The following is a 24,545-nucleotide window of genomic DNA, read 5'->3' on the forward strand; positions in this document are numbered from 1 at the left end:
ATGGCCGCTGCCGGGGGCCAGCCCGCGTCCAGTCAGCCCTGCGGCGGCTCCGCCAGCGGGCACGCGAACTTCTTGCGCTTGTCGCCGGACTGGCCGCGCAGGCGCTGGCTCACCGGCAGCGCGTCGCCGTCCATGCGCCAGTCGTAGATCACGCTGAAGGCGAGCACGCGGGCGACGTAGTCGCGGGTTTCCTTGTAGCTGATCGTCTCGATCCAGAAGTCCGGGTCCATGCCCGGGCGCTGCGACTGCCAGCGCGCCACCGGCGAGGGGCCGGCGTTGTAGGCGGCGATGGCGAAGTAGGTCTGGCCGTACTTGTCCTCCATCTGCCGCAGGTAGGCGGTGCCAATGGCGATGTTGGTGTCGGAGTCGTACAGGCTTTCGGCGCCGCCGTAGGGGATGCCGTTGCGCTTGGCCACGCCGGCGCCGGTGGACGGCAGCACCTGCATCAGGCCGCGCGCGTTGGCGGACGAGCGCGCGCGCGGATTGAAGATGCTCTCGGCGCGGATTTCGGCCGCGACCCACGCAGGATCGAGCCGGTGCGTGGCGGACTCGCGGCGGATGGTGGCTTCGTGGTGGATCGGGAAGCGGATCTCGTACCAGCGCTTCTCCTCGGGATGGTCGGCGACCTCCAGCCCGAACACGCCGCGGTCGACCCAGCCGTTGTCCTGCGCGACTTCGATCGCCAGCCGGCGCTGCCTGTCGTCGAAGCGCGACAGCGCGTCCCTCCACTCGCGCCCCGCCCAGCCGGCGCGGTCGATCCGCTGCAGGGCGATCGCGCGCACCAGCGCCGGATCGCGGGCGACGGCGGCCTTCGCAGCAGCGTCGGCCGCCGGCATCCACGGACACAGCGCATACGGCTGGTCGAGCCGGTCGGCGGCGAGGAAGCCGTGGAAGTCCGGCTCGCGCGCGGCGGCGCGGTACAGCGCCTGCGCGCCGGCCTTGTCGCCCGCCATCTCGGTCAGGCGCGCGGCGAAGTAGGTCCAGCGAGAACCGCTGCGCTGTTTTTCGTCCATGGCCTTGATCGCGGCCAGCGCGCCCGCCCAGTCCGAGCGCGCCATCGCTTCGCGTGCCTGCCATTCGTGCAGGCGCTCGTCGTAGGCCGAAGCCGGCACCGCGGCCAGCCGGCGCGCGGATTCGGGTTCGTACGACGCGGCCGTCCACAGCGCGATCTGGTACAGCACGCGGCCGCGGTCTTCCTCGGTGAAATCCAGCGCCTGGGCGAAGCGCGGCAGCGCATTCTCCGCGGCCACCGGCGTGGACTTGGCCAGCCGCGCCAGCCCGTGCGAGGCGATCAGCCGGCTGCGCGGCGTCTTCGGCCACTGCAGCGCACGGTCGTTGACGGCGTCGAAGAACGCGGCGTAGTCGTTGGCCAGCGCGAACTGGTCGGCCGGCAGGCCGCGCGCGGCGGCGCGCATCACGCCCGGCGCCCATTCGGCGGCGGCTTTCTCGATCCGCTCCCAGCGCAGTTCCGGCGGCAGCCCGCCCTTCGCCGCGAGCGCCGCGAACGCCGGGTCGCAGGCGTCGGGCAGCGACTTGCCGCTGCTGCGCCAGATGTCCTGCGCCTGCTTGGTCCACTGCGCGTCGGTCGTGCCGGTGGCCTGGCGCGCGTCGAGCTCGGCGCAGCGCAGGGCGATGTCGTCGATCGACGGATCCCAGGCGGCACGGAACGTCGTCCAGTCCTCGCGCCGCGCCAGCGCCGCCAGCCAGATCGAGCGGAACGTGTCCGCCACCGCCTGGCCTTCGTGCCGCTGCAGGAACGCCTGCGCCTGGTCCGTGGGCAGCGTGTCGATGTTGCGGCGCAGGCCGGCGTACGCGAGCCAGCCGTACAGCGGGTCGTTGGTGAAACGGGCCGCATCGACCGGCTGGCCGCGCTCGGCGGCGCTGATCGCGTCGGCGATCGCGGTATTGGCGGCAGGCGACTGCGCCTGCGCCGCGCCGGCGGCGACCAGGCAGGTGAATGCGAAAAGCAGGGCGTGGAGGCTGGATTTTGGCATCGGCGGACTATAGCGAAGGGTGGGTGAACGGCGCTGTCGCAGGCCGGAGGCGGGCCCTGACCCGGTGCTGCGCACAGCCCTCTCCCGCTTGCGGAAGAGGGCGGGCTCCGCGATGCCTGTCGTAACACCGGAGGGCGAGGTCCATCGAGTCGTCATTCCCGCGAAGGCGGGAATCCAGTGACTTCGGCTCTTCCGATGGGGAAGTGCTGGCGAAGTACGATGCACCGCAGCGTGATGGTGCGCGGGTACTTCAAGCCACTGGATTCCCGCCTTCGCGGGAATGACGGTGATGGGCCCTCGCGTGCGCGAGCGTGAGCGCCGCGCGAAGCACTCGTGCATCTATTCCATCCGGCAGCACGTCCATCGTCCTGAAACAGCAAACACCCAACAGGCACCAACCCATGCTCGACCAGCTCTGGATCTTCCCCATCCTCGGCGCGATCGCCGGAGTGCTCGCCGGCCTGCTCGGGGTCGGCGGCGGACTGATCCTGGTCGGCGCGCTGGTCTGGCTGCTGCCGCTGCACGGCATCGGCCCGGACGCGGCGATGCATGCGGCGCTGGCCAGTTCCATGGCCAGCATCGTGCTCACCGCCGCGTCGTCGGCGTACGCGCACCATCGCCGCGGCAGCGTGCTGTGGCCGACGGTGGCGTGGATGGCGCCCGGCCTGCTGCTGGGCGGCTGGCTGGGCAGCGGGCTGGCGGTGGCGCTCGACGGCGTGGTGCTGAAGTGGGGCGTGATCGGCTACTGCCTGCTGGCCGCGGCGCAGATGACGTTCGGCCGGGTGCGCGCCGGTGGTGGCGACGCCGCGCCGGCGGGCGTGGGCATGAGCGTGGCGGGCACGGGCATCGGCGCGGTGTCGGCGCTGGTGGGCATTGGCGGCGGCAGCATGACCGTGCCGCTGCTGGTCTGGCGCGGGGTCGCGGCGGTGCGCGCGGTCGGCACGTCGTCGGCCTGCGGGGTGGTGATCGGGATCGCCAGCGCAGCGGGTTACGCGCTCAACGCGCCTGCCGGGGCGTTGCCTGAACATGCGATCGGCTACGTCTACCTGCCCGCGGCGATCGGGGTCGCGGTGACTTCGGTGCTGTGCGCGCCGCTGGGCTCGAAGCTCGCCCACGCGATCGGCGGGCCGGCGCTGAAGCGGGTGTTCGCGGTGTTCCTGGTGGTGGTCGCGGGCAGCCTGCTGCTGCAGTAGCCGGAAACGTGCGCTGGGCATTTGTGCGGTCCGGTTGAATTCGTTACAACCGCATTACCGTCGTGGACAGGGGGGCGGCGGAATCACTCCGGAGAGAGCGTCGATGACCCCCACATCCCCCGCCAGGCTGACCCTGGCCATCCAGGCCGCGCTGCTGCTGTCGTTTGCCGGCGTTGCCTCCGCCCAGGACGCCGCGCCCGTCGCTCCCGATGCCGGGCAGGCGCAGACCCTCGACACGGTCACCGTCACCGGCACCCGCATCAAGAAGGCCGAACTCGAGAGCCAGGTGCCGGTGCAGGTGCTGACCCGCGAGGACATCGACCGCAGCGGCTTCACCTCGGTCGCCGACATCGTCCAGAACCTCACCGCCAGCGGCGCGGCGCTGAACACCAAGTTCAACTCCAGCGGCAACTTCGGCTTCCCGCCGGACGGTGGCGGCGTGGGCGCGGGCGCGGCGACGGTGGACCTGCGACATCTGGGATCCAAGCGCGTGCTGGTGCTGGTCGACGGCGTGCGCTGGGTGAACGAGTCGTCGGCCTCGGGCGTGGGCTCGTCGGTCGACCTCAACACGATCCCGCTGTCGATCATCGACCGCATCGAGGTGCTCGAGGACGGCGCGTCGTCGATCTACGGTTCCGACGCGATCGCCGGCGTGGTCAACATCATCACCCGGCGCAGCATCGACGGCGTCAAGCTCGACTTCAACTACGGCGACTACGACGACCTGGCCGGCGGCGAAACCTACGGCGCCGACCTTGGCTGGGGCGGCAGCACCGACCGGTGGCAGTGGTTCCTCGGCGCGTCGTACTACAAGCAGAAGCAGGTCGTGTCGTCCGAATACGGCCCGGCCAGCGTGCCGGTGCCGGGCACCGGGCTGGCCAACGGCAGTTCGGCCACGCCGCAGGGGCGGATGGTGTTCCAGGACCCGAACACGGGCGCGGTGTACGACATCACGCCGAACACCGGCGTCGCCGACCCGCAGTTCAATCCGGGCGAGACCGGCTGCGAGCGCAGCGACGACTTCCACTGCTTCGCCACCGCCGACCGTTTCAACTTCGCGCCCTACAACCTGCTGCTGACCCCGTCCGAACGCAAGAGCGTGTTCGGCCAGGTGCGCTTCGACTTCACCCCCACCGTCAGCGGCCACGCCAAGGTGCTCTACAACCGGCGCGAATCGGCCAACCAGGCCGCGCCCGAGCCGTTCTTCCTCGGCACCGACGCCGGCGTCTACAACGACTACGCCGAGCGCACGCTGGTGATCTCCGCGCTCAATCCCTACAACCCGTTCGGCTTCGACCTGACCACCGTGGGGCCGGACGCGAACCTGTTCCTGCTCGGCCGGCGCCCGGTCGAGGGCGGGCCGCGCCGCTACCGGCAGGAGGTGAACACCTGGTACGCGTCCGCGGGGCTGGAGGGCATGTTCGAGGTCGCCACGCGGCCGTGGAGCTGGGACGTCAACGTCGCCTTCAGCCGCAGCCGCGCCGAACAGACCAACACCGGCAGCTACAACATCCGCCGCATCAACGAGGCGCTCGGCGACCCGGCCGCGTGCGCGGCGATCGCCGGCTGCGTGCCGCTGAACCTGTTCGGCGGCGAAGGCACGATCACGCCGGAGATGCTGGCCTTCATCCAGCCGGTGGTGCGCGACGAGAGCGAGAACAAGCTGTCGCTGTTCACCGCCAACCTCACCGGCGACCTGGTGCAGATGTGGGCCGGGCCGCTGTCGTTCGCTGCCGGCTACGAGTACCGCAAGTACGAGGGCAGCTACACGCCCGACCCGATCACGGTGGCCGGCGAGTACAACGGCGTGCCGTCGGGCGCCACGTCCGGCGACTACGACGTCAACGAGCTGTACGTGGAGTTCAACGTGCCGCTGATGCGCGACGGCTGGCTGGGCAAGAGCCTGGACCTGAGCATTGCCGAGCGCTATTCGGACTATTCCACGTTCGGTGGCGAGAGCACCGGCAAGATCGGCCTGCGCTGGCAGGTGGCCGATGAGCTGCTGCTGCGCGGCTCGTTCGCCGAAGGCTTCCGCGCCCCGTCGATCGGCGAGCTGTACGGCACCCTGAGCCGCTTCGACGCGACCCTGGTCGATCCGTGCAGCGGCGCCGGCGCCACGCTGCCCGAGTGCGCGGCCGACGGCGTGCCGCCCGGCTACACGCAGACCAATTCGCAGATCTCGGTGGTGACCTCGGGCAATGCCGAGCTGCAGCCGGAAACCAGCAACAGCCTGATGCTGGGTGCGGTGTGGAGCCCGTCGTTCGCGGCGCAGGCGGCATGGTCGGACCGGCTCGACATCGGCGTGACCTTCTACCGGCACACGATCGAGAACGCGATCCAGGCGCCGGACGCGCAGGCGATCCTCGAGCGCTGCGTGTTCGAGGGCGACCCGGTGGCGTGTGCCGCGTACGACCGCAGCGACCGCGGCCAGATCGTGCGCTTCGACGACATCCTCGACAACCTTGGCACGATCAGGACCGACGGCTGGGACGTCAACGTCGGCTGGACCCTGCCCGAGGGCGACTGGGGCCGGCTGCGCTTCGACTGGAAGAACACCTTCGTCGGCCGCTACGAGCTGGTCAACGAGTCGGGCGCGATCGAGCCGCGGCAGCCGGGCGTGGAACTCAACAACAGCGCGATCCCGGAGTGGACTTCAACGCTGGTGACCGACTGGCGGCGGGGCCCGTGGTCGGTGGCGTGGACGGTGCGCCACATCGACGAGCTCACCGAATCGTGCGGCGGCGCCAACGGCTTCGACATCTGCGACGACAGCGCCAACGACATCAACCGGCTGCCGGCCACCACCTACCACGACCTGCAGGTGTCGTGGCTGAGCACGGCGTGGGCGAAGGGCGTGCGGATCAGCGCCGGTGTCAACAACATCACCGGCAAGGATCCGCCGATCTGCCTGAGCTGCTCGCTCAACGGCTACGACGCGTCGACCTACGATTTGCCAGGGCGGTTCTGGTATGCGCGGGTGGGGTTGGATTTCTGAGCGGTCGGGTGGCGCGGGCGTGTCGGGGGCGTAGCCCCGGCCTACGCGTCGCCGCGCCTGAGGGCCTGCTCCGGCACTTCCAGTTCCAGCGACAGCGCCAGGTGGTCGGAGGCGGCGGCGGGCAGGGCGCGCATTTCGCGGCAGCCCAGGTCGCCGCTGACCAGGATGTGGTCGATCGCGCGCTGCGGCTTCCAGCTGGGGAAGGTGTGTACCGCGCAGGCCGGCGGCTGCAGCCGCGTGTGCCTGTACAGCACTTCCATCTCCGGTCCGTCGGAGGTGCAGTTGAAGTCGCCCATCAGCACCGCGTGCGGGTGCTCGGACAGCAGTTCGGCGATGAACGACAGCTGCGCCAGCCGCGACTGGCGGCCCAGCGACAGGTGCGCGATGGCGACGGCCAGGCCCTCGTCGCCCTCGCCGAAGCGCGCCAGCAGCACGCCGCGGCCGGAGATGCGGCCGGGCAGGGAGTGGTCGACGACCTCCAGCGGCTCGAGCTTGCTCAGCAGGCCGTTGGCGCTGGAGGCGACCGAACCCACTCGCCGGTTGGGCTGGTGGCTCCAGTAGTCGAAGCCGCCGCGCTCGGCCAGGTAGTGGGTCTGGTTGGTGAAGCCCGAGCGCCAGCTGCCCGGGTCGCTTTCCTGCAGGCCGACGATGTCGTGGCTGCCGGCCAGCTCGGCGATCGCGTCGAGCGCGCCGCGCTTGTTGCCCGCCGGCAGCACGTGCGACCAGCTGCGCGTCGCGTAATCGCTGTAGCGGCGGGTGCTGGAGCCGGCCTGGATGTTGGCGCTGAGCAGCTTGAGGTGCGGCATCGTGCCTGTCGTCCGCGTGGCGTTACTGGCCCGCGGCGCGCTCCATGGCGATCAGTTCGTCGGCGATCTGCAGCATGTTCTCGTAGCTGCTGCCCTTGACCAGGTACTTGCCGTCGATCACCAGCGACGGCGTGCCGCTGATCTGGCTGCGCATCGCGAACTGCTTGGCGCGCGCGGCCTTGGCGTTGACCGCGAAGCTCGACATCGTGCTGGCGAACTGCTTCGGGTCGACGCCGTACTTGCCGTAGAACGCGGCGATGTCCTCGACCGAGTCGCGGCCGCGCTCGCCCTTCAGGCTGCGCTCGATGTGGATCGCCTGGTACATCGCGTCGTGGGTCTTGTCGACCAGGCCCATCGACTCGGCGGCGTAGAACGCGCGCGCATAGTCGTCCCAGGTGCCGCCGAACAGCGCCGGCACGTAGGTGAAGCGCACGTCGGCCGGGAGTTTTGACTTCCACGAACTCACCAGCGGCTGGAAGTTGGCGCAGGCCGGGCAGACGTAGCCGAAGATCTCGACCACCTCGACCTTGCCGTCGCGCGGCGCGAACGGCTGGCCGTTGGCGATTTCGACGTAGTCGCGGCCTTCCACCAGCGACGCGCCTGCGTTCGGGTCGACCGGGGGCGCGGGTGGCGCGGTCGGTGCCGGGGCGTCGGCCTCGGCGTCGTCGCCGGTTGCAGGTGCGGCGGCCTGGTCTGCGGCGCCGGTGTCGGCGGCATCGGTGGCCGGCGGCGCTTCGGCGGCAGGCGCTTCGGTCGCCGGAGCCGGGGCCGGTGCGGCGTCGGCGGCGGGTTCCTGGCGCGAACAGGCCGTCAGCAGCGGCAGCAGGAGCAGGGACAGGAGGGCGAGGCGCTGGTTCATGGTCGGATCTCGTCGTGTGGCGGAGGCGGAAAGAGGGCGGGTCACGGCTTGCTGCGCGCGGCGCGTTCCATCGCGACCAGCTGTCCGGCGATCTGCAGCGCCTGTTCGTGGCTGGTGGCCTGCACGCGGTACTTGCCGTCCACGACCAGGGTCGGAGTGCCGCGCAGGCCGCTGGCAATCGCGAAGTCGCGCGCGCGCTGCATCATCGCATCCACCTGCGGGCTGGCCATCGCCGCCTTGAACTTGTCCGCGTCGACGCCTTCGTCGCGGACGAAGGTGGCCAGCTCATCGACGCTGGCGTTGCTGATCGGCACCGTCTGCGCGTCGTGGATGGCGTGGAACAGCGGCCCGTGCAGCTTGTCGAGCACGCCCATCTGCCCGAAGGCGAAGGCCGCGCGCGCGTAGTTGTCGGTGGGGCGGAAGGCCGCCGGCACGTAGTCCACGCGCACGTCCGCCGGCTGCTTGCGCTTCCACGCCGCCAGCGTCGGCTCGAAGTCGGCGCAGTGGTGGCAGGTGTAGGCGAAGACCTCGGCGACCTCGATCCTGTCGTCGGCCGTCGACCAGCGCTGGCCGTCGGGGATGACGACGTAGTCGCGGCCTTCCACCGGCCCGGCCGCCGGTTGTTGGGCGCAGGCGGCCAGCGGCAGCAGCATCAGCTGGACCAGGAGCAGCGGGAGCAGGTGGCGTCGGATCATGGCGATGGCCTGGGTATCAGTCAGGATGTGGGGGGAAGCATGGCAAGAAAGCCGTGGGCAAAAAAAAGCCGGCACAGGAGATCCGTGCCGGCAATCTGATCAGGAGCTGTGAACGTCCGACCGCATGCCGGCGCGGAAGTTCATCAGCCCTGGGCGGGCGGAGCCGCCGGTTCAGCTTCGGCCGCCGCCGGTTCCGGCGCGGGCGCCGGCTCTGCGGCGGGGGCTGCGGCGGCCGGCGGCGCGCTGGCCATGGCGGCCAGGGTCGCGGCGTCCGGGCGCTCGTGCAGGCCCTGCAGGTAGCTGCCCAGCGAGTCGATCTCCTCGTCGGTCAGCGACTTGGTGACCTCGGCCATGATGTTGAACAGGTGCGGGTCGCGTTGGCTGGTGGTACCGGCGCGGTACTCCTGCAGGCGACGGACCACGTAGTCCGCCTGCTGGCCGCCGACGTGCGGGTACGGCGGGCCCGGGTTGCCGGCGCCGGCGGGGCCGTGGCAGGCCATGCAGGCCGGGATGCCGCGCTCGGTGTCGCCGCTGCGGAACAGCTTCTCGCCGACCTGGTAGAACTTCATGCCCTGGTTCGGGCCCGAGGCGATGACCGTGTCGTCGGCGATGCCGGCGCCGGCCACCTGGGTGGCGTAGTACGCGCCGACGTCACGCATGTCCTGGGGGCTGAGCATGGTCGCGAACGGCACCATGAGCGCGGCCAGGCCGGTATTGCGTTCGCCGCTCTTGAACAGCGCCAGCTGGTGGGCGATGTAGCGCTCGCTTTGCCCGGCCATGCGCGGGTACATCGGGTCGGCCGGGTTGCCGTCGACGCCGTGGCAGGCCGCGCAGACGGCGGCCTTCTGCGCGCCGGCCTGCGGATCGCCCCAGGTGGTCTCGGCCAGCGCTTCCGCCGCCGAAGCCTCGTTCAGCGGCGCCGTCTCGACCGGCTCGGCGTCCGGCAGCGGCGTCACGGTGGTCTGGGCGAAGGCGGCCGCGGCCACCGCAAGGGCGGCGAGGCCGGCGAAACCGTAGGCACGGGCGTGGCGCATGAGCTGGGCTCCGGAATTCCGTTGGTAACACGTGGATGGCCACGCGCAGGCCCCGGCCGGCGCAATGGCGCGGGGGCGAATCGCACCCGCTTGAACCGGGAATTATCGTCGCGCGCGGCGAGCCCGGTCAAACCTCGGCCGCCGCGCGGGGCGGTCGTGGCCATGTGCGATGCTTGCGCCCATGTCGAATCCGCTTGCCCGCGCCAGGTACCTGCTGGCCGCCCACACCCCGCGCCAGCTGCCGCCCGATGGCGGCCATGAGGTCGCGTTCGCTGGCCGCTCCAACGCAGGCAAGTCCAGCGCGCTGAATGCGCTGTGCCAGCAGAAGGCGCTGGCGCGCGTGTCCAAGACCCCCGGCCGCACCCAGCAGCTGGTGTTCTTCGATGTCACCGCGGGCATCGGCGGCGCCGCCGATGCCGCGCCGGGGGAGGCCCGCTACCTGGTCGACCTGCCCGGCTACGGCTATGCAAAGGTCCCCAAGGACCTGCAGGCGCACTGGCAGGCCTTCCTCGACGGCTACTTCGGCAGCCGCATGGCGCTGCGCGGGCTGGTGGTGGTGATGGACATCCGCCATCCGCTCAAGGATTACGACCGGCAGATGCTGGGTTACGCCGTGCAGCGCGGCCTGCCCGCGCACGCGCTGCTGACCAAGGCCGACAAGCTCGGCCGCGGTGCCGCCGGCAACACGCTGCAGGCGGTGCGGCGCGAGCTGTCCAATGCGTTCGGCGACACGGTGAGCGTGCAGACGTTCTCGGGCGAGTCGAAGCAGGGGGTGGACGAGGCGCGGGACGTGGTGGGGGGGTGGTTGGGGTTCTAGCGGGTGTTTCCTGGCGGTCCAACCGCCTTCCGCTTGCCGTAGCTCGGGGCTACGCCCCCGACGCGCTTTTTTCGCTTGTCCGCCTGGAGGCATCGTAGGGCGGGTCTTGACCCGCCTGCTGTTCTGGCGACGTCAAATCAAGGGCTTTAGATCAAGAGCTTTCGCGCCGTGACGGCGCGAGCCACCTTTCTTTGCTTGTGCAAAGAAACCTGGCGCAAAGAAAAACACCCCGCCTTCGCGCCCGACGCTGCGCGCCGGGTCCGCGGAGCCGGCGGGATTTTCCGAGGGGGCATCCTGCCCCCGCGGAAAACGCCGCACATCCCTGTGCGGCGCCCTGCGGGTCTTGTCCGCCGGCTCCGCCGCTACGGAGGGGGCCCGAAGATCAAGATCAACGGCAACGGCAACGGCAACGGCACCAATCGTCGCGCCGCCTGCAGGAGCGGCGGAGGCCGCGAGCTTTTCTGCACACCCAACGCCGGGGCATCACGAAATCGCGGCTGCGGGCCACTCCATCCCACCGGTGGCGACGCCGGGCGGGGACCGGGCCGTTATAGTGCCGCCAAGGCGCCCGCATCCCGGGCGCCGGTCGTCTTCCTCCCATGAACGGTGCGCATGTCCAGCCCCAGCCACGCCAGCGACACGCCGATCACCGGCCGCGCCCAGCTCGTCGACTACATCGCGTCCGGCGAGAAGCCGAAGGCCGACTGGCGCATCGGCACCGAGCACGAGAAGTTCGGCTTCCGTCTCGATGACCTGCGCCCGCCGGAATTCGACGGCGAGCGCGGCATCGAGTCACTGCTGCGGGGGCTGACGCGTTTCGGCTGGGAGCGGGTCGACGAGAAGGGCCGCACCATCGCCCTGCTGCGCGACGGCGCGTCGGTGACGCTGGAGCCGGCCGGCCAGCTGGAACTGTCCGGCGCGCCGCTGGAGACCATCCACCAGACCTGCAGCGAGGTCGACGGCCACCTGCGCGAGGTCAAGGCCGTCGCCGACGAGCGCGGCCTGGGCTTCCTCGGCATGGGCTTCCAGCCCAAGTGGCGGCGGCAGGACATGCCGTGGATGCCCAAGGGCCGCTACGCGATCATGCGCGCCTACATGCCGAAGGTCGGCGACCTGGGCCTGGACATGATGACCCGCACCTGCACGGTGCAGGTCAACCTCGACTACGCCAGCGAAGCGGACATGGTGAAGAAATTCCGCGTGTCGCTGGCGCTGCAGCCGGTCGCGACCGCGCTGTTCGCCGACTCGCCGTTCACGGAAGGGCAGCCCAACGGCTACCTCAGCTACCGCTCGCACATCTGGACCGACACCGATCCCGACCGCACCGGCATGCTCGACTTCGTGTTCGAGGACGGCTTCGGCTACGAGCGCTACGTCGACTACCTGCTCGACGTGCCGATGTACTTCTCGTATCGCGATGGCATCTACCACGACGCCAGCGGACAGAGTTTCCGCGACTTCTTGCAAGGCAAGCTGCCCGTGCTCCCGGGTGCGCTGCCGACGATGGTCGACTGGTCCGACCACATGACCACCGCGTTCCCCGAAGTGCGGATGAAGAAGTACCTGGAGATGCGCGGCGCCGACGGCGGCCCGTGGGGCCGGCTGTGCGCGCTGCCTGCGTTCTGGGTGGGGCTGCTGTACGACGATGAAGCGCTCGACGCGGCCTGGGACCTGGTCAAGGACTTCACTCGCGAAGAACGCCACGCGCTGCGCGACGGCGTGCCGAAGCACGCGCTGAAGCTGCCGTTCCGCGGCGCGACCGTGCGCGAACTCGCGCTCGAAGCGCTGAAGATCTCCGCCGCCGGCCTGCAGCGCCGCGCCCGCAGCAACGACAACGGCGCCGACGAGCGGATCTTCCTCGAGACCCTGATCGCCGTGGCCGAATCCAGCCTGACCCCGGCCGAACGCAAGCTGGCGCTGTTCCACGGCGAGTGGAACGGCAGCGTGGACCCGGTGTTCCGCGAGTTCGCGTACTGACTCAAAGGCGCGAGGCCGTGAGCGGCGCGTCCGCCCACTGCCACGCCGCGCGGTAGCGGCGCTCGTTGTCGCCCGCACCGGCGTCGTCGCCGAGCGCGCGCCGGGCCTGTGCCAGGCCGAACAGCGACCAGCCGTTCTCGGGATAGGTCGCGAGGTCTTCGCGGTAGGCCGCTTCCGCGCCGTGCGCGTCGCCGGCCTCCAGCAGCGCGGCGCCAAGGTAGCCGCGCGTGGGCAGCGGCCAGTCGGCGGGTTCGTTGTAGTTGAGTCGGTCCTCGGCGGCGACTGCCTCGCGCAGCGCCGCGATGGCCGGCTTCGATTCGCCGCGCGTGCGCAGCAGTTCGCCCTGCAGCAGCGGCACCGCGACCGCGAGGACCGCATCGGCGTGATTGATGTCGAAGAAGCTCACCTTCGCCAGCGCCGGGTCGGCGGCGATCGCGCGCAACGCGTCCAGTTCGGCCTGCGCGCGTGCCGGGTCGCCGGTCCGTGCCGAGGCCATGCCGCGCGCGAAGTGCCAGATCGCGGTCGGGAATGGCAGCGGCGACGGTGGTTCGGCTTGCGTGAGGATCGCATCCCATTCGCCGAAGCGCACCCGGGTGAGCAGTGGCGTGGCGACGAACAGCTGCATGAACTCCAACGGCGGCGCGCCCATGCGTTCGACGTCGGCGCGCCGCGCGGTCTGCTCGGCCGCGCGCAGCGCCAGCGTGCGCGAGCCGGTAAGGCCGGCGGTCATGCTCGCGAAGTGCCAGTTGTGCGGCACGTAACCGAGCGGGTAGACGCCGTTGCTGCCGCTGCAGAACGACAGGTACGCGTTGTCCGCGGTCGCGGCGGCGAAGTTGGCCAGGGTGGCGTCGTGGTAGCGGCCGACGCGGATGTAGGTATGCGCCGGCATGTGCACCAGGTGGCCGGAGCCGGGCGCCAGCGCGGGCAGCGCGTCGGCGTAGGGCAGCGCGCGCTCGGGATCGGGTCCGGCCTCGGTGGCGTGGATGTAATAGTGCATCGCGCCGATGTGACGCGGATTGCGCGCGAGCACGCGCTCGAGCTCGCCCAGGATGCGCGGCGTGTGCGTGGTCGGCTGGCCCTCGGCGGTCCAGTAGGCCCAGGGCGCGAGGTCCATCAGCGCCTCGGCGTACAGCGTGGCCGCGTCGTCGTCGCCGGGGAACGCGGCGGCCACGCGCGCCATCGCGTCGGCATAGGCCTGGTCGAGCGGCGTGCGGTCCTCCGGCGCCGGGTCGGCATGGCGTGCCTGCAGCGCTTCGATCAGCGCGCGGTCGGCGGGCGTCGCATGCGCGGAGAGCACCAGCGCGCGGCGCGCCAGCGCGGCCGCGTCCTGCTCCGCGGCCGGGTCCATCGGCAGGTTGATGTTCGGGCCCAGCACCAGTGCCTGGCCCCAGACGCAGATAGCGCAGTCCGGGTCCAGCCGCGCGGCCTCGGCGAAGGCGCGGCCGGCGGCTTCGTGGTTGAAGCCGTAGGTCATGCGCAGGCCCTGGTCGAAGTAGCGCTGCGCCTCGGGGACGGCGCTGCCAATGTCGCGGTGCAGGTCGCCGAAGTCGTCGAACAGCGTCGGCTGCGTGGTGGCCTGTGCGCTGGAAGTGGCGGCGACACCGGCCTGCGGCTGCGGCGCGGCGCAGCCGGCGAGCAGCAGGGCGAGCGCGATCGCGTGCGGGGCGTGACGGGACATGGCGGATTCTCCGTTGCTCGTTTCCGCTGCAACGCGGACCGTCGCGCGGGCAGGCCACGCCGGCCGCCATCGTCGTTGCCGCATCCCGGCCGCCGCGCTAGCCTGCAGCGATGACGACGAACGAACGACCGCTGCGCGAGCCGCTCGAGTTCTCCGAAACCGACACCCTGTTGCGCGACGACGTGCGCCGGCTTGGCGCGATGGTCGGGCAGATGCTGGCCGAGCAGGTGTCGCCGGCGTTCCTTGACCGGGTCGAGTCGATCCGCCGCATGGCCATCGCCCGACGCGAGAACGACGAGCCGGTCGACGCCCTCGCCGCGCGCCTGGCCGACGTGCCGTTGGGCGACGCCGATGCGCTGGTGCGCGCCTTCGCCGCCTACTTCGGGGCCACCAACCTGGCCGAGCGCGTGCACCGGATCCGCCGCCGCCGCGACCACCAGCGCAATGGCGATGCGCCGCAGCCCGGCGGGCTGGAGGCGGTGCTGATCGAGCTGCGCGATGCCGGGGTGGCGTTCGACGAGCTCGCCGCGTTCCTGCAGCGATTGTCGATCGAACCGGTGTTCACCGCGCACCCGACCGAAGTCGTGCGCCGCGCGCTGCTCGACAAGGAGCGCACCATCGTCGAGCGCCTGGTCGCCGACATCGACCGCGACCGCACGCCGCCCGAGCGCCGCTCGGACGAAGCCCGCATCCGGCTGGCGCTGACCTCCACCTGGCAGACGGCGGAGGCGCCGTCGCAAAAGCCGACCGTGCACGACGAAGTGGAGCACGTCGGCTTCTATCTCGCGAACGTGCTGTACCGCACGCTGCCGGTGTTCTACGAGGCCTTCGCCGACGCGATCGAAGCGGTCTACGGCCGCCGCATCGTCGTGCCCAAGGTGGTGCGTTTCGGCACCTGGGTCGGCGGCGACATGGACGGCAACCCCAACGTCAACGCCGACACCATGCGCGCCGCGCTCGACGCACAGCGCGCGCTGGCACTGAAGCAGTATCGCGCCGACCTGCACGCGCTCGGCAGCGTGCTCACGCAGACGCTCGGCCACGTCGAGGTCGACGACGCCATCACCGAACGCATCGAGGCCTACGCCGCGCAGTGGCCCGACGTCATGGCCGCGATCCGGCCGCGCCGCGCCGACATGCCGTACCGCGTGCTGCTGAAACTGATCGAGGCCAAGCTCGCGGGAACGGAGGCGCAGGCAGCGCACGGCTATGCCGGCGTGGACGACTTCGTCGGCGATCTCGAAATGATCGATGCCAGCCTCGCCCACCACCGCGGCGACCATGCCGGCCGTTTCGCCCTGCAGCGCGTGCTGCGGCGTGCGCGCGGCTTCGGCTTCCACCTGGCCGCGCTCGACCTGCGCCAGGATTCGGCCGTGCACGAGGAAGCGCTGGCCGCGCTGCTCGGCGATCCGGACTGGGCGTCGCGGCCGGCCGACGCGCAGGTCGACCGCCTGCACGGCGTGCTCGACGGGACCGCGCCCGCAGCGGCGTCAACGAACGAGAACGATGTCGCCGCATCGACGCTGGCCGTGTTCCGCGAAGCGCGGGAACTGCGCGGCACGCACGGCGCCGGCGCGATCGGGCTGTACATCATCAGCATGGCGCGCACCGCCGCCGACGCGCTGGCGGTGCTGGCGCTGGCGCGGATCGCCGGCTGCGTCGAGGATGACGTCGTGCCGCTGGACGTGGCGCCCCTGTTCGAGACCGTCGCCGACCTCGAAGCCGCGCCGTCGGTGATGCGCGCGCTGTTCGATGACCCCGTTTACCGCGCCCACCTGCGCGCCCGCGGCGACCGGCAGACGGTGATGCTCGGCTACTCCGACAGCGCCAAGGACGGCGGCCTGATGGCTTCGCGCTGGGCGCTGCAGCGCACCCAGGTGGAACTGGCCGCGCTGGCACGGGCATCGGGCGTGCGCATCGTGTTCTTCCACGGCCGCGGCGGCTCGGTCAGCCGCGGCGGCGGCAAGACCTCGCGCGCGGTGATGGCCGCGCCACGCGGTTCGGTCGACGGCAGCCTGCGCATGACCGAGCAGGGCGAGGTGATCCACCGCAAGTACGGCATCCGCGCGCTGGCGCTGCGCAACCTGGAGCAGACCACCGCGGCGGTGATGCGCGCCAGCCTGCGTCCGCGCCCGGCGGATGCGCGCGAGGCGCGCTGGCGCGAAATCGCCGCCGAACTGGCGGGCGTCGCGCGCGACCACTACCGCGCGCTGGTCTACGACGAACCACGTTTCGACGACTACTTCCGCGCCGCCACGCCGATCGACGTGATCGAACGCCTGCACATCGGCTCGCGCCCCTCGCGCCGCCGCAACGCCGGCATCCGGGGGCTGCGCGCGATCCCGTGGGTGTTCTCCTGGGCGCAGAACCGCTCCGGCCTGACCGCCTGGTACGGCGTCGGCCACGCGCTGCAGCATGGCGTCGACACGCATGGCCGCGACGCGCTTGCGGAGATGGCGCGCGACTGGCCGTTCTTCGGCACCATGCTCGACGACCTGGAGATGACGCTGGCCAAGTCGGACCTGGCGATCTTCGAGCGCTACTCCCGCCTGGCCGGCGACGCGCACGACGCGCTGTTCCCCGGCATCGCCGCCGAGTTTGCGCGCACCCGCGACATGCTGCTGTCGATCCGCGACGAGGACGCGCTGCTGAGCCGCGACCCGCGCCTGCGCCTGTCGATCCGCCTGCGCAATCCCTACGTCGACCCGATCAGCCTGCTGCAGGTCGAGTTGCTGCACCGCTGGCGCGCCGACGGCCGCGGGGACGACGACACCCTGAGTGCACTGTTCGCGACCGTGAACGGCATCGCTGCGGGGATCCAGAACACCGGGTGATAGCCGCCGCAGGTCGGGGCTACGCCCCGACGCCAGGCGCCTCCCGGTTCCTGTGGGAGCGGCTTCAGCCGCGAGCTTTTCGTGACCGTGCCCAAGATCTCGCGGCTGAAGCCGCTCCCACAAGTCCGGCGCTGGCGCTTTAGACTCGCGGAAACCTTCCACCAGGAATCCGCGCATGGCCAACCACCGCGACGAACTCGTCTTCCACACCAACCCCCAGTCCCGTGGCCGCATCGTGCGCTGGATGCTTGAGGAAATCGGCGTCGAATACCGCACCGAAGTGCAAAGCTACGGCTCGAGCATGAAGTCGCCCGAGTACCTGGCGATCAATCCGATGGGCAAGGTGCCGGCGATCGAACACCGCGGCGTGGTGGTCACCGAGGCCGCCGCGATCTGCGCCTACCTTGCCGACGCCTTCCCCGATGCCGGTCTCGCGCCCGCGACCGACGACCCGCTGCGCGGCACCTGGTACCGCTGGCTGTTCTTTGCCGCAGGCCCCGTCGAAGCCGCCGTGTCGGCCAAGGCCCTGGGCCTGCTGCCGCCACCCGAGCGCGCCGGCACGGTCGGCTACGGCAGCTTCGAGCAGACCGTGGACACGCTGGAAGTCGCGGCACGATCGGCTTCGCCGTGGCTGCTCGGCGATCGCTTCAGCGCCGCGGACGTGTATGTCGGCAGCCAGGTGGATTTCGGCCTGGCTTTCGGCTCGATCCCGGAGCGCCCCGCGTTCGCCGCCTGGGCCGGACGCCTGCGCGCACGCGAGGCCTACCAGCGCGCGCAGGCGCTGGACAACGCGCTGATCCCGGCAAAGGGGTGATGCCGGCGATGCGCTCGCCGCGTGCCCGTTGAACCCCGTGGGCCTGCGCCCGCGAGAGGTTCCAGGCCCAGGTTGAGGTGCGGGGGTGTATACTGCCCCCCACTATCCGCATCCGATACCGACGTGCCCCATTCCCCCGAGGAAAAGAAGAAGGTCCTCGCCCGCATCCGCCGCATCCGCGGCCAGTGCGAGGGGCTCGAGCGGGCGCTCGAGGCCGGGGCCGACTGCGGTCCGGTGCTGCAGCAGATCGCCGCGATCCGCGGAGCGGTCAACGGGCTGATGAGCGAGGTGCTCGAATCGCACCTGCGCGAGCAGTTCGAGCAGCCGGCGCGCGATGCCGTCGGCCGCCGTGCGCGGGTCGACGAAATGACCTCGCTGATCCGTTCCTACCTCAAATGACCCATCCCACATGACGGGCACGTCCGTGTGCGTTCGTCGCCTGCCAGGAGCATCACCATGAAATCCCGTGCCGCCGTCGCCTTCGAAGCCGGAAAGCCGCTGCAGATCGTCGAGATCGACGTCGAACCGCCGCGCAGGGGCGAGGTGCTGGTGAAGATCACCCACACCGCGCTGTGCCACACCGATGCATTCACGTTGTCGGGCGCCGATCCTGAAGGGCTGTTCCCGGTGGTGCTGGGCCACGAAGGCGCGGGCGTGGTGGTGGAAGTGGGCGAGGGCGTCACCAGCGTCAAGCCGGGCGACCACGTGATTCCGCTGTACACCGCCGAGTGCCGTGAATGCGAGTTCTGCAAGTCCGGCAAGACCAACCTGTGCGTGGCGGTGCGCGCCACCCAGGGCAAGGGCGTGATGCCCGACGGCAGCACGCGCTTCTCGTACGAGGGCAAGCCGCTGTACCACTACATGGGCTGTTCGACCTTCAGCGAATACACGGTCGTGGCCGAGGTGTCGCTGGCGAAGATCAACCCCGACGCGCCGGCGGAGAAGGTCTGCCTGCTCGGCTGCGGCGTCACCACCGGCATTGGTGCCGTCCACAACACGGCGAAGGTGCAGGCCGGCGACAGCGTCGCGGTGTTCGGCCTCGGCGCACTCGGGCTGGCGGTGATCCAGGGCGCGGTGCAGGCGAAGGCCGGGCGGATCATCGCCATCGACACCAATCCGGCCAAGTTCGACAAGGCGCGCGCGATGGGCGCCACCGACTTCGTCAATCCGAAGGACCATGACAAACCGATCCAGCAGGCGATCGTGGAGATGACCGGCTGGGGCGTGGACCATTCGTTCGAATGCATCGGCAACGTCGAAGTCATGCGCGCCGCGCTCGAGTGCGCGCACCGCGGCTGGGGCCAGTCGGTGATCATCGGCGTGGCCGGCGCCGGGCAGGAGATTTCCACCCGCCCGTTCCAGCTGGTGACCGGCCGAAGGTGGCTCGGTACCGCCTTCGGCGGCGTCAAGGGCCGCACGCAGCTGCCGGGCATGGTCGAGCAGGCGATGTCGGGCGAGCTGGACCTGGACCCATACATCACCCACACCCTGCCGCTGGAGCGCATCAACGAGGCCTTCGACCTGATGCATGACGGCGAGTCGATCCGGACGGTGATCCACTACTGATTCACCCCTTCTCCCGCTTGCGGGAGAAGAGCCTGCCCCCACGGAAGCGGGGGTGCCACGAAAGGGCGGATGAGCTTGTAGGGCGGGTCTTGACCCGCCACCTCGGCGATCACAAGCGGCGGGTCAAGACCCGCCCTACGCTGACTCACCCGGCGCGCTTTGCGCGCCACCCTCTCCCGCTTCGCAGGAAGGGGATTTACGTATGACCAGGAGGAAACCATGGAACGCCTCGAACACCGTGCCTGTTTCGGCGGCTGGCAGGACGTCTACCGGCACCGCTCGGAGGTGCTGGGCTGTGACATGACCGTTGGCGTGTACTTCCCGCCGCAGGCCGAACGGGGATCGTGCCCGGTGCTGTACTGGCTCTCCGGCCTGACCTGCAACGAGCAGAACTTCATCACCAAGGCCGGCGCACAGCGCTACGCGGCCGAGCACGGGATCATCCTGGTTGCGCCGGATACCAGTCCGCGCGGCGAGGGTGTTGCCAACGACGACGCCTATGACCTCGGGCAGGGCGCGGGCTTCTACGTCGATGCAACGCGGGAGCCGTGGGCGAAGCATTACCGCATGTACGACTACATCGTCGAAGAGTTGCCGGCATGGGTGGAAGCCGATTCCGCCGCCAGCGACGTGCGCGCGATCAGCGGGCATTCGATGGGTGGGCATGGAGCGCTGGTCATCGCGCTGCGCAATCCGGGCCGCTACCGCAGCGTGTCGGCGTTCTCGCCGATCGTCGCGCCGTCGCAAGTGCCGTGGGGCGAGAAGGCGTTCGCTGCCTACCTCGGCGACGATCGGGAAGCCTGGAAGCAGTACGACGCCGTCGAGCTGGTGAAGGGTGTGCGGGAGAAGTTGCCGCTGCTGGTCGACCAGGGCGACGCGGACGAGTTCCTGGCGACCCAGCTGAAGCCCGAACTGCTGCGCGCGGCGTGCGATGCGGCCGGGCATCCGCTGGAGCTGCGCATGCAGCCCGGTTACGACCACAGCTACTACTTCATCGCCAGCTTCATCGGCGACCACATCGCGCATCACGCCAAGGCGCTGCGGGCATGAGCGCGCCCGTGCCGCTGGTGTTCCACGTGGTGCTGCGGGTGAAGCCCGAGCGCGTCGATGACTGGCTGCGGGAGGTCGCGGCGGTCGCCGACGCGATGTCGGAGGAAGACACGTTCCTTTCCTGCGACCTGCACCGCGACGCGAACGATCCGAACGTCTTCACCCTGTACGAGCGCTGGGCCGAGCCGGACGTGGAGACTTTCCTGGCGCGCCAGGACAAGCCCTACCGGCGCGAGTACGAGGCGAAGCTACCGGAGCTGCTGCAGGATCCGCGCGAGCCGCAGGTGTTGGTGCCGCTGCGGCGGTGGTCGCGCTGAAGGTCGCAGCTTTGTAGGAGCGGCGGGAGCCGCGAGCTTTTTTCGGGGGCGCGGCGAGAGCAAAAGCAAATCCCCCATACCCCCTCAGCAAAGGGGGCAAAGGCAAGAGCCTTTCCCGGTTCCCGGTTCCCGGTTCTGAAAGCTCGCGGCTTCCGCCGCTCCTACAGCGGCCGCAAGGCGTAGTCGGTGTAGGCGAAGCGGTCGTCGCGCAGGATGGTTTCGCCGCGTTCGATTGCCAGCGGCGTGGCGAACATCGGACCGTCCTCGACGCAGGTGTGGAACTCGCCGTTCTCGCCGCAGGGATCGACGCCCGCCGGCAGGGCGTCGAGCAGCGCCGCGTCGAAGTCGCGGCCGGCGAAGGAGGCGTCGAGTTGCCGTGTGTCCACGCAGCACAACGACGCGCGCAGGCCGCCGGCGAGCATCTCGCGTGCTAGGCCCGCGGTGTCAGCGCCGAACAGCGGCGTCAGGACCTCCCAGCCCACGCGCGCGCATTGCGCCTGTCGCCAGGCGCGGATGTCTTCCAGCAGCAGGTCGCCGAAGGCGGCGGTGCGCAATCCCGGCCAGCGGCTTTCGGCTTCGGCCAAGGTGCCGGCCATCGCCGCTTCGTAGGTGTCGTTGTCGCAGCCGGCGGGGATCCGCGCTTCGAGCAGCGGCAGGCCACACGCCGCGGCCTGGGCCTGCAGCACTTCGCGGCGCACGCCCTGCATCGAGGAGCGCCCGTGGTCGGTGGTGATGCTCGACAGCAGCGCGACGACTTCCACGTCGTCGCGCTGGCGCAGTGCGTGCAGCGCCCATGCCGCATCCTTGCCGCCGCTCCAGCACAGCAGCACCGGTTTGCGTGCAATGGCGGGGCTCATCGCCGGACAAGACCCGTGCGCAGCCGGCAGGGCGTCGCGCGGCGAGTGGCCTCAGGCCGACGACACATCGCGCAGTTCCCACGCGCTGCCGGCCAGCAGGCGCAGGCGCTGCTTGAACACCGCGCCGGAGATCGAGGTCACCGCGATCAGGTCGATGTGCAGGTCGTCCTGGCGGCCTTCGACCGTCGCGGCCGGATCGGTCACGCCGAGGGCGGGATCGACTTCGTCGGGATCGTCCTGCGCCGCGCGCCAGCGTTCGAACAGTGCGGTGGTGCGCAGCGCGTCCTGCAGTTCCTGCGCCATGCCGTCGGCGCCCTGCGAGCGGAATGCGAACTCGCCCGCGGCGCGTGCCTTGTCGGTGTCGGGGATGGCGATGTAGTAGCGGGTGGACATGGATGTTGTCTGCCTGTAGTGGAGCTCATGCAGGAGCGGCGGAAGCCGCGAGCCTTTGTTGTCTCCGACGGAACCGGGAAAAAGCTCGCGGCTTCCGCCGTTCCTACGGGGATCGGTACAGGCTAGCAGGCGTGTGTGAATCGGGCGTCTTCGAGTTCGTCGAAGAGCTCGCGGCTGAAGCCGCTCACACAAGAGCGAGGGTGTTGCGTGGATCAGGGCTTGCCGAACTCATGCGGCTCGGCGGCGAAGCCGACCACCACCGCGCCCTTGCCGACGTTGACCATGCCGGTCAGGCTCATCACGCTTTCGAACATCTCGATGTTGTTCGCGCCGCAGGCGTCGCGCAGCGCGGTGTAGCCGGGCAGGGCGCGCATCTCGTCGAGTTCGCCGCCGTAGCACAGGGCGACGGTCGGGGTCAGCAGGCCGGCGTCGACGCGGCGCGCGGAGAACTCGAACATCTGCTGCGTCGCCGCGTCGAACCCCTTCACCTTGGCCACCGGCCCGGTGTCGCCGCGGTAGCCGCGAAGCACCGGCTTGATGTCAAGCGCCGTGCCCAGCGCGGCGCTGAACAGGCTCACGCTGCGGTCGCCCTTGGCGCGCGCGCGGTTGCGGATGTAGTACAGGTCGCGCGGCACCAGGTAACCGTAGGTGCTCGACGCCAGTTGCTCGAGGCGGGTGCGGATGCGGCCCGGCTCCTCGCCGGCCTCGCGCAGGCGCACCGCTTCCACCGGCAGGATCGCCTGCGCGCTGAACAGGTTTTGCGTGTCGATCACGCGCAGCGCGAACGGGGTGTTGTTGCCGGCTTCCGAGCGGATCGCGCGGTACTCGTTGAGGATCGCGTAACTGGCCTTCTGCGCGTTGTCGAAGATCGGGCTGCGCGTGCGCGTGATGGTCATGCAGAACACGTAGTCGTAGTCGATCACGAGCTTCTGCAGGAACAGGTCGCGGATCTGCTCGACGGTGTACGGGATGGTTTCGGCGTTGACGCCGCGTTCGGCGATGTGCGAGTCGAGGAAGGCCAGCGTCGCGGCCTGGTCGCGGTAGTCGACTTCGGTGGTGCCGTCGATCCGCACCGCGATCGGCAGGATCTCGATGTCGTGGCGTTCGATGAAATCCTTCGGCAGGTCGCAGGCCGAGTCGACGACGAGTCCGATGCGCATGGTCCGTACCTGGTCCTGGGTGACGGCCATCACAATACAACAGCGGCCCGCCGACGCACCCGCACGGTGCGGGCGGTTCGGGGGGCGCCGCCGCGCGTGGTCAGCGCACGGCGGCGGGATACGCGCGCGGCAGGTCGCCGGATTCGGCCGAGGGCTTCGGCGCGAGGTAGCGGTCGCGCAGTTCGGTCTGGCGGCTGCGCATCGGGATCGCCCAGCCGCCCAGCCAGACCTGCTCGGCGACGCTGCTGACTTCCAGCGGGTCGCCGCTCCACAGCACCAGGTCGGCGACCATGCCCCGGGCGATGGTGCCGACGCGGTCATCCACGCCCAGCGCCTGCGCCGGCACCCGGGTCAGCCCCGCCAGGCCGTTTTCCCACGGCAGGCCGTTGGCCACCGCGTTGCCGGCCAGCTGGCGGATCTTGCGCGCGTTGTGCGAGGCGTCGCCGGACTGGGTGAAAGCCACCTGCACGCCGGCAGCGTGCAGCCGCGCCGCGTTCTCCAGGCTGGCGCCGATGTGGTCGAAGTCCGACGGCAGGTTGGCCAGCGGGTCGACGAACACCGGCACGCCTGCCGCGGCCAGCTGCGGGGCGAGCTTCCACGCCTCGGCGCCGCCGGCGATGGCGATGCGCACGCCGTGGCGCTTCGACCAGCGCAGCAGCTGGCGGATGTCGGACGCACGGTCGACGCCGACCATCACGCGGCCGCCGTCGTCGATGTACCGGGCCAGCGTTTCGCGTCCGGCGGGGGTCAGCAGCGCCATGCGGGAGTCCGGTGCGATGCGGCCGCGCATCTCGTCGATGAGCTGGTCGAGCAGCATCCACTGCGCCGCGCGCGAGCTGCCCGTCAGGCGGGCGCTGCCGCTGCCCAGCTGCACGAACAGCACCCGTGGCCCGACGGGGTCGGGGCCGCCGTCCAGGCGCACCACCGCGCCCTGGCCGCCGATGATCGAGCCACCGGCGCGGCTGCCCGCGCCGAGCAGGGTGAAGCCGATGCCTTCCACCCGGGTTACCGGCACCAGCACCGAGTCCGGGTTGTAGGCCAGGGTCACGTCGAACTCCGGCCGCACCACCATGTGCTTGTCGTCCGCGCCGAGGGTGAGCGCGTTGTCGGTGGTGCGGTCTTCGCCCGACACTTCTTCGATGCCGATGCCGGTGATGCCGCCGAACAGGGCGGGGGTGAGCGGACGGCCGCCGGCCTCGACCACGGGGACGCCGGGAAACGAGAGCCCGCGGCCGATCGCCGCGACCTTTCCGTCGCGCACCAGCACGTCGTGCTCTTCCAGGTAGCCGGCGCCTTCGGTGGCGGTGTAGACGTTGGCGTTCCGGATCAGGACCGATTGCCCGGAGTCCGCGCCGGCTTCCTGCGCGCAGGCGGCGCCGGCGATGAGCAGCGCGGCGCCAGCGAGGAGGGCGCGCGCGCGCTTTGACACGGTCGTCGTCATTCCCGAGAACCCGGGCGCCCGGCGATGTGGGCTCTGCTGCATTTCCCGGAGGAAAGTCACTGGAT

At 70.5% G+C, this 24,545-nt stretch carries 20 protein-coding genes; 10 read left to right on the forward strand and 10 right to left on the reverse strand.

The window, feature by feature from the left end:
* Positions 1-32: 32 nt before the first annotated feature.
* Positions 33-1,994 (reverse strand): lytic transglycosylase domain-containing protein, encoded by a 1,962-nt coding sequence (locus ACFONC_RS00160; RefSeq protein ID WP_386741496.1) that lies wholly within the window; start codon positions 1,992-1,994, stop codon positions 33-35.
* 401 nt (positions 1,995-2,395) lie between these two features.
* On the opposite strand from ACFONC_RS00160, the gene ACFONC_RS00165 reads away from it, so the two are divergent.
* The gene (locus tag ACFONC_RS00165; protein WP_386741498.1) at positions 2,396-3,187 is read left to right on the forward strand and encodes a sulfite exporter TauE/SafE family protein; all 792 of its coding nucleotides are present in this window, start codon (positions 2,396-2,398) and stop codon (positions 3,185-3,187) included.
* A gap of 103 nt (positions 3,188-3,290) precedes the next feature.
* Positions 3,291-6,182 carry a TonB-dependent receptor plug domain-containing protein gene (locus tag ACFONC_RS00170; RefSeq protein WP_386741499.1) on the forward strand — a complete coding sequence of 964 codons (2,892 nt, stop codon included), beginning with the start codon at positions 3,291-3,293 and terminating at the stop codon, positions 6,180-6,182.
* A 41-nt stretch (positions 6,183-6,223) separates the two neighbouring features.
* Here the strand turns inward: ACFONC_RS00170 and ACFONC_RS00175 are convergent, their stop codons facing one another.
* From ACFONC_RS00175 to ACFONC_RS00190, 4 genes are all read right to left on the reverse strand, one after another.
* Entirely contained in the window at positions 6,224-6,973 is a 750-nt protein-coding gene (locus tag ACFONC_RS00175) for an endonuclease/exonuclease/phosphatase family protein (protein ID WP_386742175.1), read from the reverse strand.
* A 37-nt stretch (positions 6,974-7,010) separates the two neighbouring features.
* Positions 7,011-7,847, reverse strand: coding sequence for a thiol:disulfide interchange protein DsbA/DsbL (locus ACFONC_RS00180; protein WP_386741500.1), 837 nt, complete (start codon positions 7,845-7,847; stop codon positions 7,011-7,013).
* A 41-nt stretch (positions 7,848-7,888) separates the two neighbouring features.
* Complete coding sequence (locus ACFONC_RS00185; protein ID WP_386741501.1) at positions 7,889-8,542, reverse strand: thiol:disulfide interchange protein DsbA/DsbL; 654 nt, start codon at positions 8,540-8,542, stop codon at positions 7,889-7,891.
* A gap of 143 nt (positions 8,543-8,685) precedes the next feature.
* Entirely contained in the window at positions 8,686-9,576 is an 891-nt protein-coding gene (locus tag ACFONC_RS00190; protein ID WP_386741502.1) for a c-type cytochrome, read from the reverse strand.
* Positions 9,577-9,757: 181 nt separating this feature from the next.
* Between ACFONC_RS00190 and yihA the strand changes: the two genes are divergently transcribed.
* Both yihA and ACFONC_RS00200 read left to right on the forward strand, forming a co-directional pair.
* Positions 9,758-10,393, forward strand: a complete 636-nt coding sequence (gene yihA / locus ACFONC_RS00195; protein WP_386741503.1) for a ribosome biogenesis GTP-binding protein YihA/YsxC — start codon at positions 9,758-9,760, stop codon at positions 10,391-10,393.
* A 612-nt stretch (positions 10,394-11,005) separates the two neighbouring features.
* Complete coding sequence (locus ACFONC_RS00200) at positions 11,006-12,370, forward strand: glutamate--cysteine ligase (RefSeq protein ID WP_386741504.1); 1,365 nt, start codon at positions 11,006-11,008, stop codon at positions 12,368-12,370.
* Position 12,371: 1 nt separating this feature from the next.
* Here the strand turns inward: ACFONC_RS00200 and ACFONC_RS00205 are convergent, their stop codons facing one another.
* Complete coding sequence (locus ACFONC_RS00205; protein WP_386741505.1) at positions 12,372-14,048, reverse strand: tetratricopeptide repeat protein; 1,677 nt, start codon at positions 14,046-14,048, stop codon at positions 12,372-12,374.
* A gap of 110 nt (positions 14,049-14,158) precedes the next feature.
* Here ACFONC_RS00205 and ppc point away from each other — a divergent pair, with 110 nt between their 5' ends.
* The 6 genes from ppc (at position 14,159) to ACFONC_RS00235 (ending at position 20,629) form a co-directional block, all read left to right on the forward strand.
* The gene (gene ppc / locus ACFONC_RS00210; protein ID WP_386741506.1) at positions 14,159-16,882 is read left to right on the forward strand and encodes a phosphoenolpyruvate carboxylase; all 2,724 of its coding nucleotides are present in this window, start codon (positions 14,159-14,161) and stop codon (positions 16,880-16,882) included.
* Between the two features lie 175 nt (positions 16,883-17,057).
* The gene (locus ACFONC_RS00215; protein WP_386741507.1) at positions 17,058-17,696 is read left to right on the forward strand and encodes a glutathione S-transferase family protein; all 639 of its coding nucleotides are present in this window, start codon (positions 17,058-17,060) and stop codon (positions 17,694-17,696) included.
* Between the two features lie 123 nt (positions 17,697-17,819).
* Positions 17,820-18,095, forward strand: coding sequence for a formaldehyde-responsive transcriptional repressor FrmR (gene frmR, locus ACFONC_RS00220; protein WP_386741508.1), 276 nt, complete (start codon positions 17,820-17,822; stop codon positions 18,093-18,095).
* 57 nt (positions 18,096-18,152) lie between these two features.
* Positions 18,153-19,262 (forward strand): S-(hydroxymethyl)glutathione dehydrogenase/class III alcohol dehydrogenase, encoded by a 1,110-nt coding sequence (locus ACFONC_RS00225; protein ID WP_386741509.1) that lies wholly within the window; start codon positions 18,153-18,155, stop codon positions 19,260-19,262.
* A gap of 219 nt (positions 19,263-19,481) precedes the next feature.
* A complete protein-coding gene (fghA, locus tag ACFONC_RS00230) occupies positions 19,482-20,312 on the forward strand; it encodes an S-formylglutathione hydrolase (RefSeq protein WP_386741510.1) in 831 nt (276 codons plus the stop codon).
* A complete protein-coding gene (locus ACFONC_RS00235; protein ID WP_386741511.1) occupies positions 20,309-20,629 on the forward strand; it encodes a putative quinol monooxygenase in 321 nt (106 codons plus the stop codon). The genes fghA and ACFONC_RS00235 overlap by 4 nt, the downstream gene beginning before the upstream one ends.
* Before the next feature lie 161 nt (positions 20,630-20,790).
* Here ACFONC_RS00235 and ACFONC_RS00240 read toward each other — a convergent pair whose 3' ends face one another.
* The 4 genes from ACFONC_RS00240 to ACFONC_RS00255 all read right to left on the reverse strand — a co-directional run bounded on the left by ACFONC_RS00240 (position 20,791) and on the right by ACFONC_RS00255 (position 24,480).
* Positions 20,791-21,486: a Dph6-related ATP pyrophosphatase gene (locus ACFONC_RS00240; RefSeq protein ID WP_386741512.1), complete on the reverse strand. Its 696-nt coding sequence runs from the start codon at positions 21,484-21,486 to the stop codon at positions 20,791-20,793.
* 51 nt (positions 21,487-21,537) lie between these two features.
* Positions 21,538-21,879 (reverse strand): hypothetical protein, encoded by a 342-nt coding sequence (locus tag ACFONC_RS00245; RefSeq protein WP_386741514.1) that lies wholly within the window; start codon positions 21,877-21,879, stop codon positions 21,538-21,540.
* Between the two features lie 212 nt (positions 21,880-22,091).
* The gene (locus ACFONC_RS00250) at positions 22,092-23,039 is read right to left on the reverse strand and encodes a DegV family protein (RefSeq protein ID WP_386741515.1); all 948 of its coding nucleotides are present in this window, start codon (positions 23,037-23,039) and stop codon (positions 22,092-22,094) included.
* A gap of 100 nt (positions 23,040-23,139) precedes the next feature.
* Positions 23,140-24,480, reverse strand: coding sequence for an amidohydrolase family protein (locus tag ACFONC_RS00255; RefSeq protein WP_386741516.1), 1,341 nt, complete (start codon positions 24,478-24,480; stop codon positions 23,140-23,142).
* Positions 24,481-24,545 lie beyond the last annotated feature (65 nt).

Origin of the sequence: Luteimonas soli, from assembly GCF_042648865.1 — a bacterium.
GTDB classification, from domain to species: Bacteria; Pseudomonadota; Gammaproteobacteria; order Xanthomonadales; family Xanthomonadaceae; genus Luteimonas; species Luteimonas soli.

What these genes read in the sequence shown, in the direction of transcription:
- ACFONC_RS00235 (WP_386741511.1), top strand. Translation starts at nt 20,309, where the DNA reads ATGAGCGCGCCCGTGCCGCTGGTGTTCCACGTGGTGCTGCGGGTGAAG.
- ACFONC_RS00240 (WP_386741512.1), bottom strand. Translation starts at nt 21,486, where the DNA reads ATGAGCCCCGCCATTGCACGCAAACCGGTGCTGCTGTGCTGGAGCGGC.
- ACFONC_RS00165 (WP_386741498.1), top strand. Translation starts at nt 2,396, where the DNA reads ATGCTCGACCAGCTCTGGATCTTCCCCATCCTCGGCGCGATCGCCGGA.
- ACFONC_RS00250 (WP_386741515.1), bottom strand. Translation starts at nt 23,039, where the DNA reads ATGCGCATCGGACTCGTCGTCGACTCGGCCTGCGACCTGCCGAAGGAT.
- ppc (WP_386741506.1), top strand. Translation starts at nt 14,159, where the DNA reads ATGACGACGAACGAACGACCGCTGCGCGAGCCGCTCGAGTTCTCCGAA.
- ACFONC_RS00160 (WP_386741496.1), bottom strand. Translation starts at nt 1,994, where the DNA reads ATGCCAAAATCCAGCCTCCACGCCCTGCTTTTCGCATTCACCTGCCTG.
- ACFONC_RS00245 (WP_386741514.1), bottom strand. Translation starts at nt 21,879, where the DNA reads ATGTCCACCCGCTACTACATCGCCATCCCCGACACCGACAAGGCACGC.
- ACFONC_RS00180 (WP_386741500.1), bottom strand. Translation starts at nt 7,847, where the DNA reads ATGAACCAGCGCCTCGCCCTCCTGTCCCTGCTCCTGCTGCCGCTGCTG.
- ACFONC_RS00190 (WP_386741502.1), bottom strand. Translation starts at nt 9,576, where the DNA reads ATGCGCCACGCCCGTGCCTACGGTTTCGCCGGCCTCGCCGCCCTTGCG.
- yihA (WP_386741503.1), top strand. Translation starts at nt 9,758, where the DNA reads ATGTCGAATCCGCTTGCCCGCGCCAGGTACCTGCTGGCCGCCCACACC.
- ACFONC_RS00170 (WP_386741499.1), top strand. Translation starts at nt 3,291, where the DNA reads ATGACCCCCACATCCCCCGCCAGGCTGACCCTGGCCATCCAGGCCGCG.
- ACFONC_RS00215 (WP_386741507.1), top strand. Translation starts at nt 17,058, where the DNA reads ATGGCCAACCACCGCGACGAACTCGTCTTCCACACCAACCCCCAGTCC.
- ACFONC_RS00225 (WP_386741509.1), top strand. Translation starts at nt 18,153, where the DNA reads ATGAAATCCCGTGCCGCCGTCGCCTTCGAAGCCGGAAAGCCGCTGCAG.
- ACFONC_RS00185 (WP_386741501.1), bottom strand. Translation starts at nt 8,542, where the DNA reads ATGATCCGACGCCACCTGCTCCCGCTGCTCCTGGTCCAGCTGATGCTG.
- ACFONC_RS00200 (WP_386741504.1), top strand. Translation starts at nt 11,006, where the DNA reads ATGTCCAGCCCCAGCCACGCCAGCGACACGCCGATCACCGGCCGCGCC.
- fghA (WP_386741510.1), top strand. Translation starts at nt 19,482, where the DNA reads ATGGAACGCCTCGAACACCGTGCCTGTTTCGGCGGCTGGCAGGACGTC.
- ACFONC_RS00205 (WP_386741505.1), bottom strand. Translation starts at nt 14,048, where the DNA reads ATGTCCCGTCACGCCCCGCACGCGATCGCGCTCGCCCTGCTGCTCGCC.
- ACFONC_RS00255 (WP_386741516.1), bottom strand. Translation starts at nt 24,480, where the DNA reads ATGACGACGACCGTGTCAAAGCGCGCGCGCGCCCTCCTCGCTGGCGCC.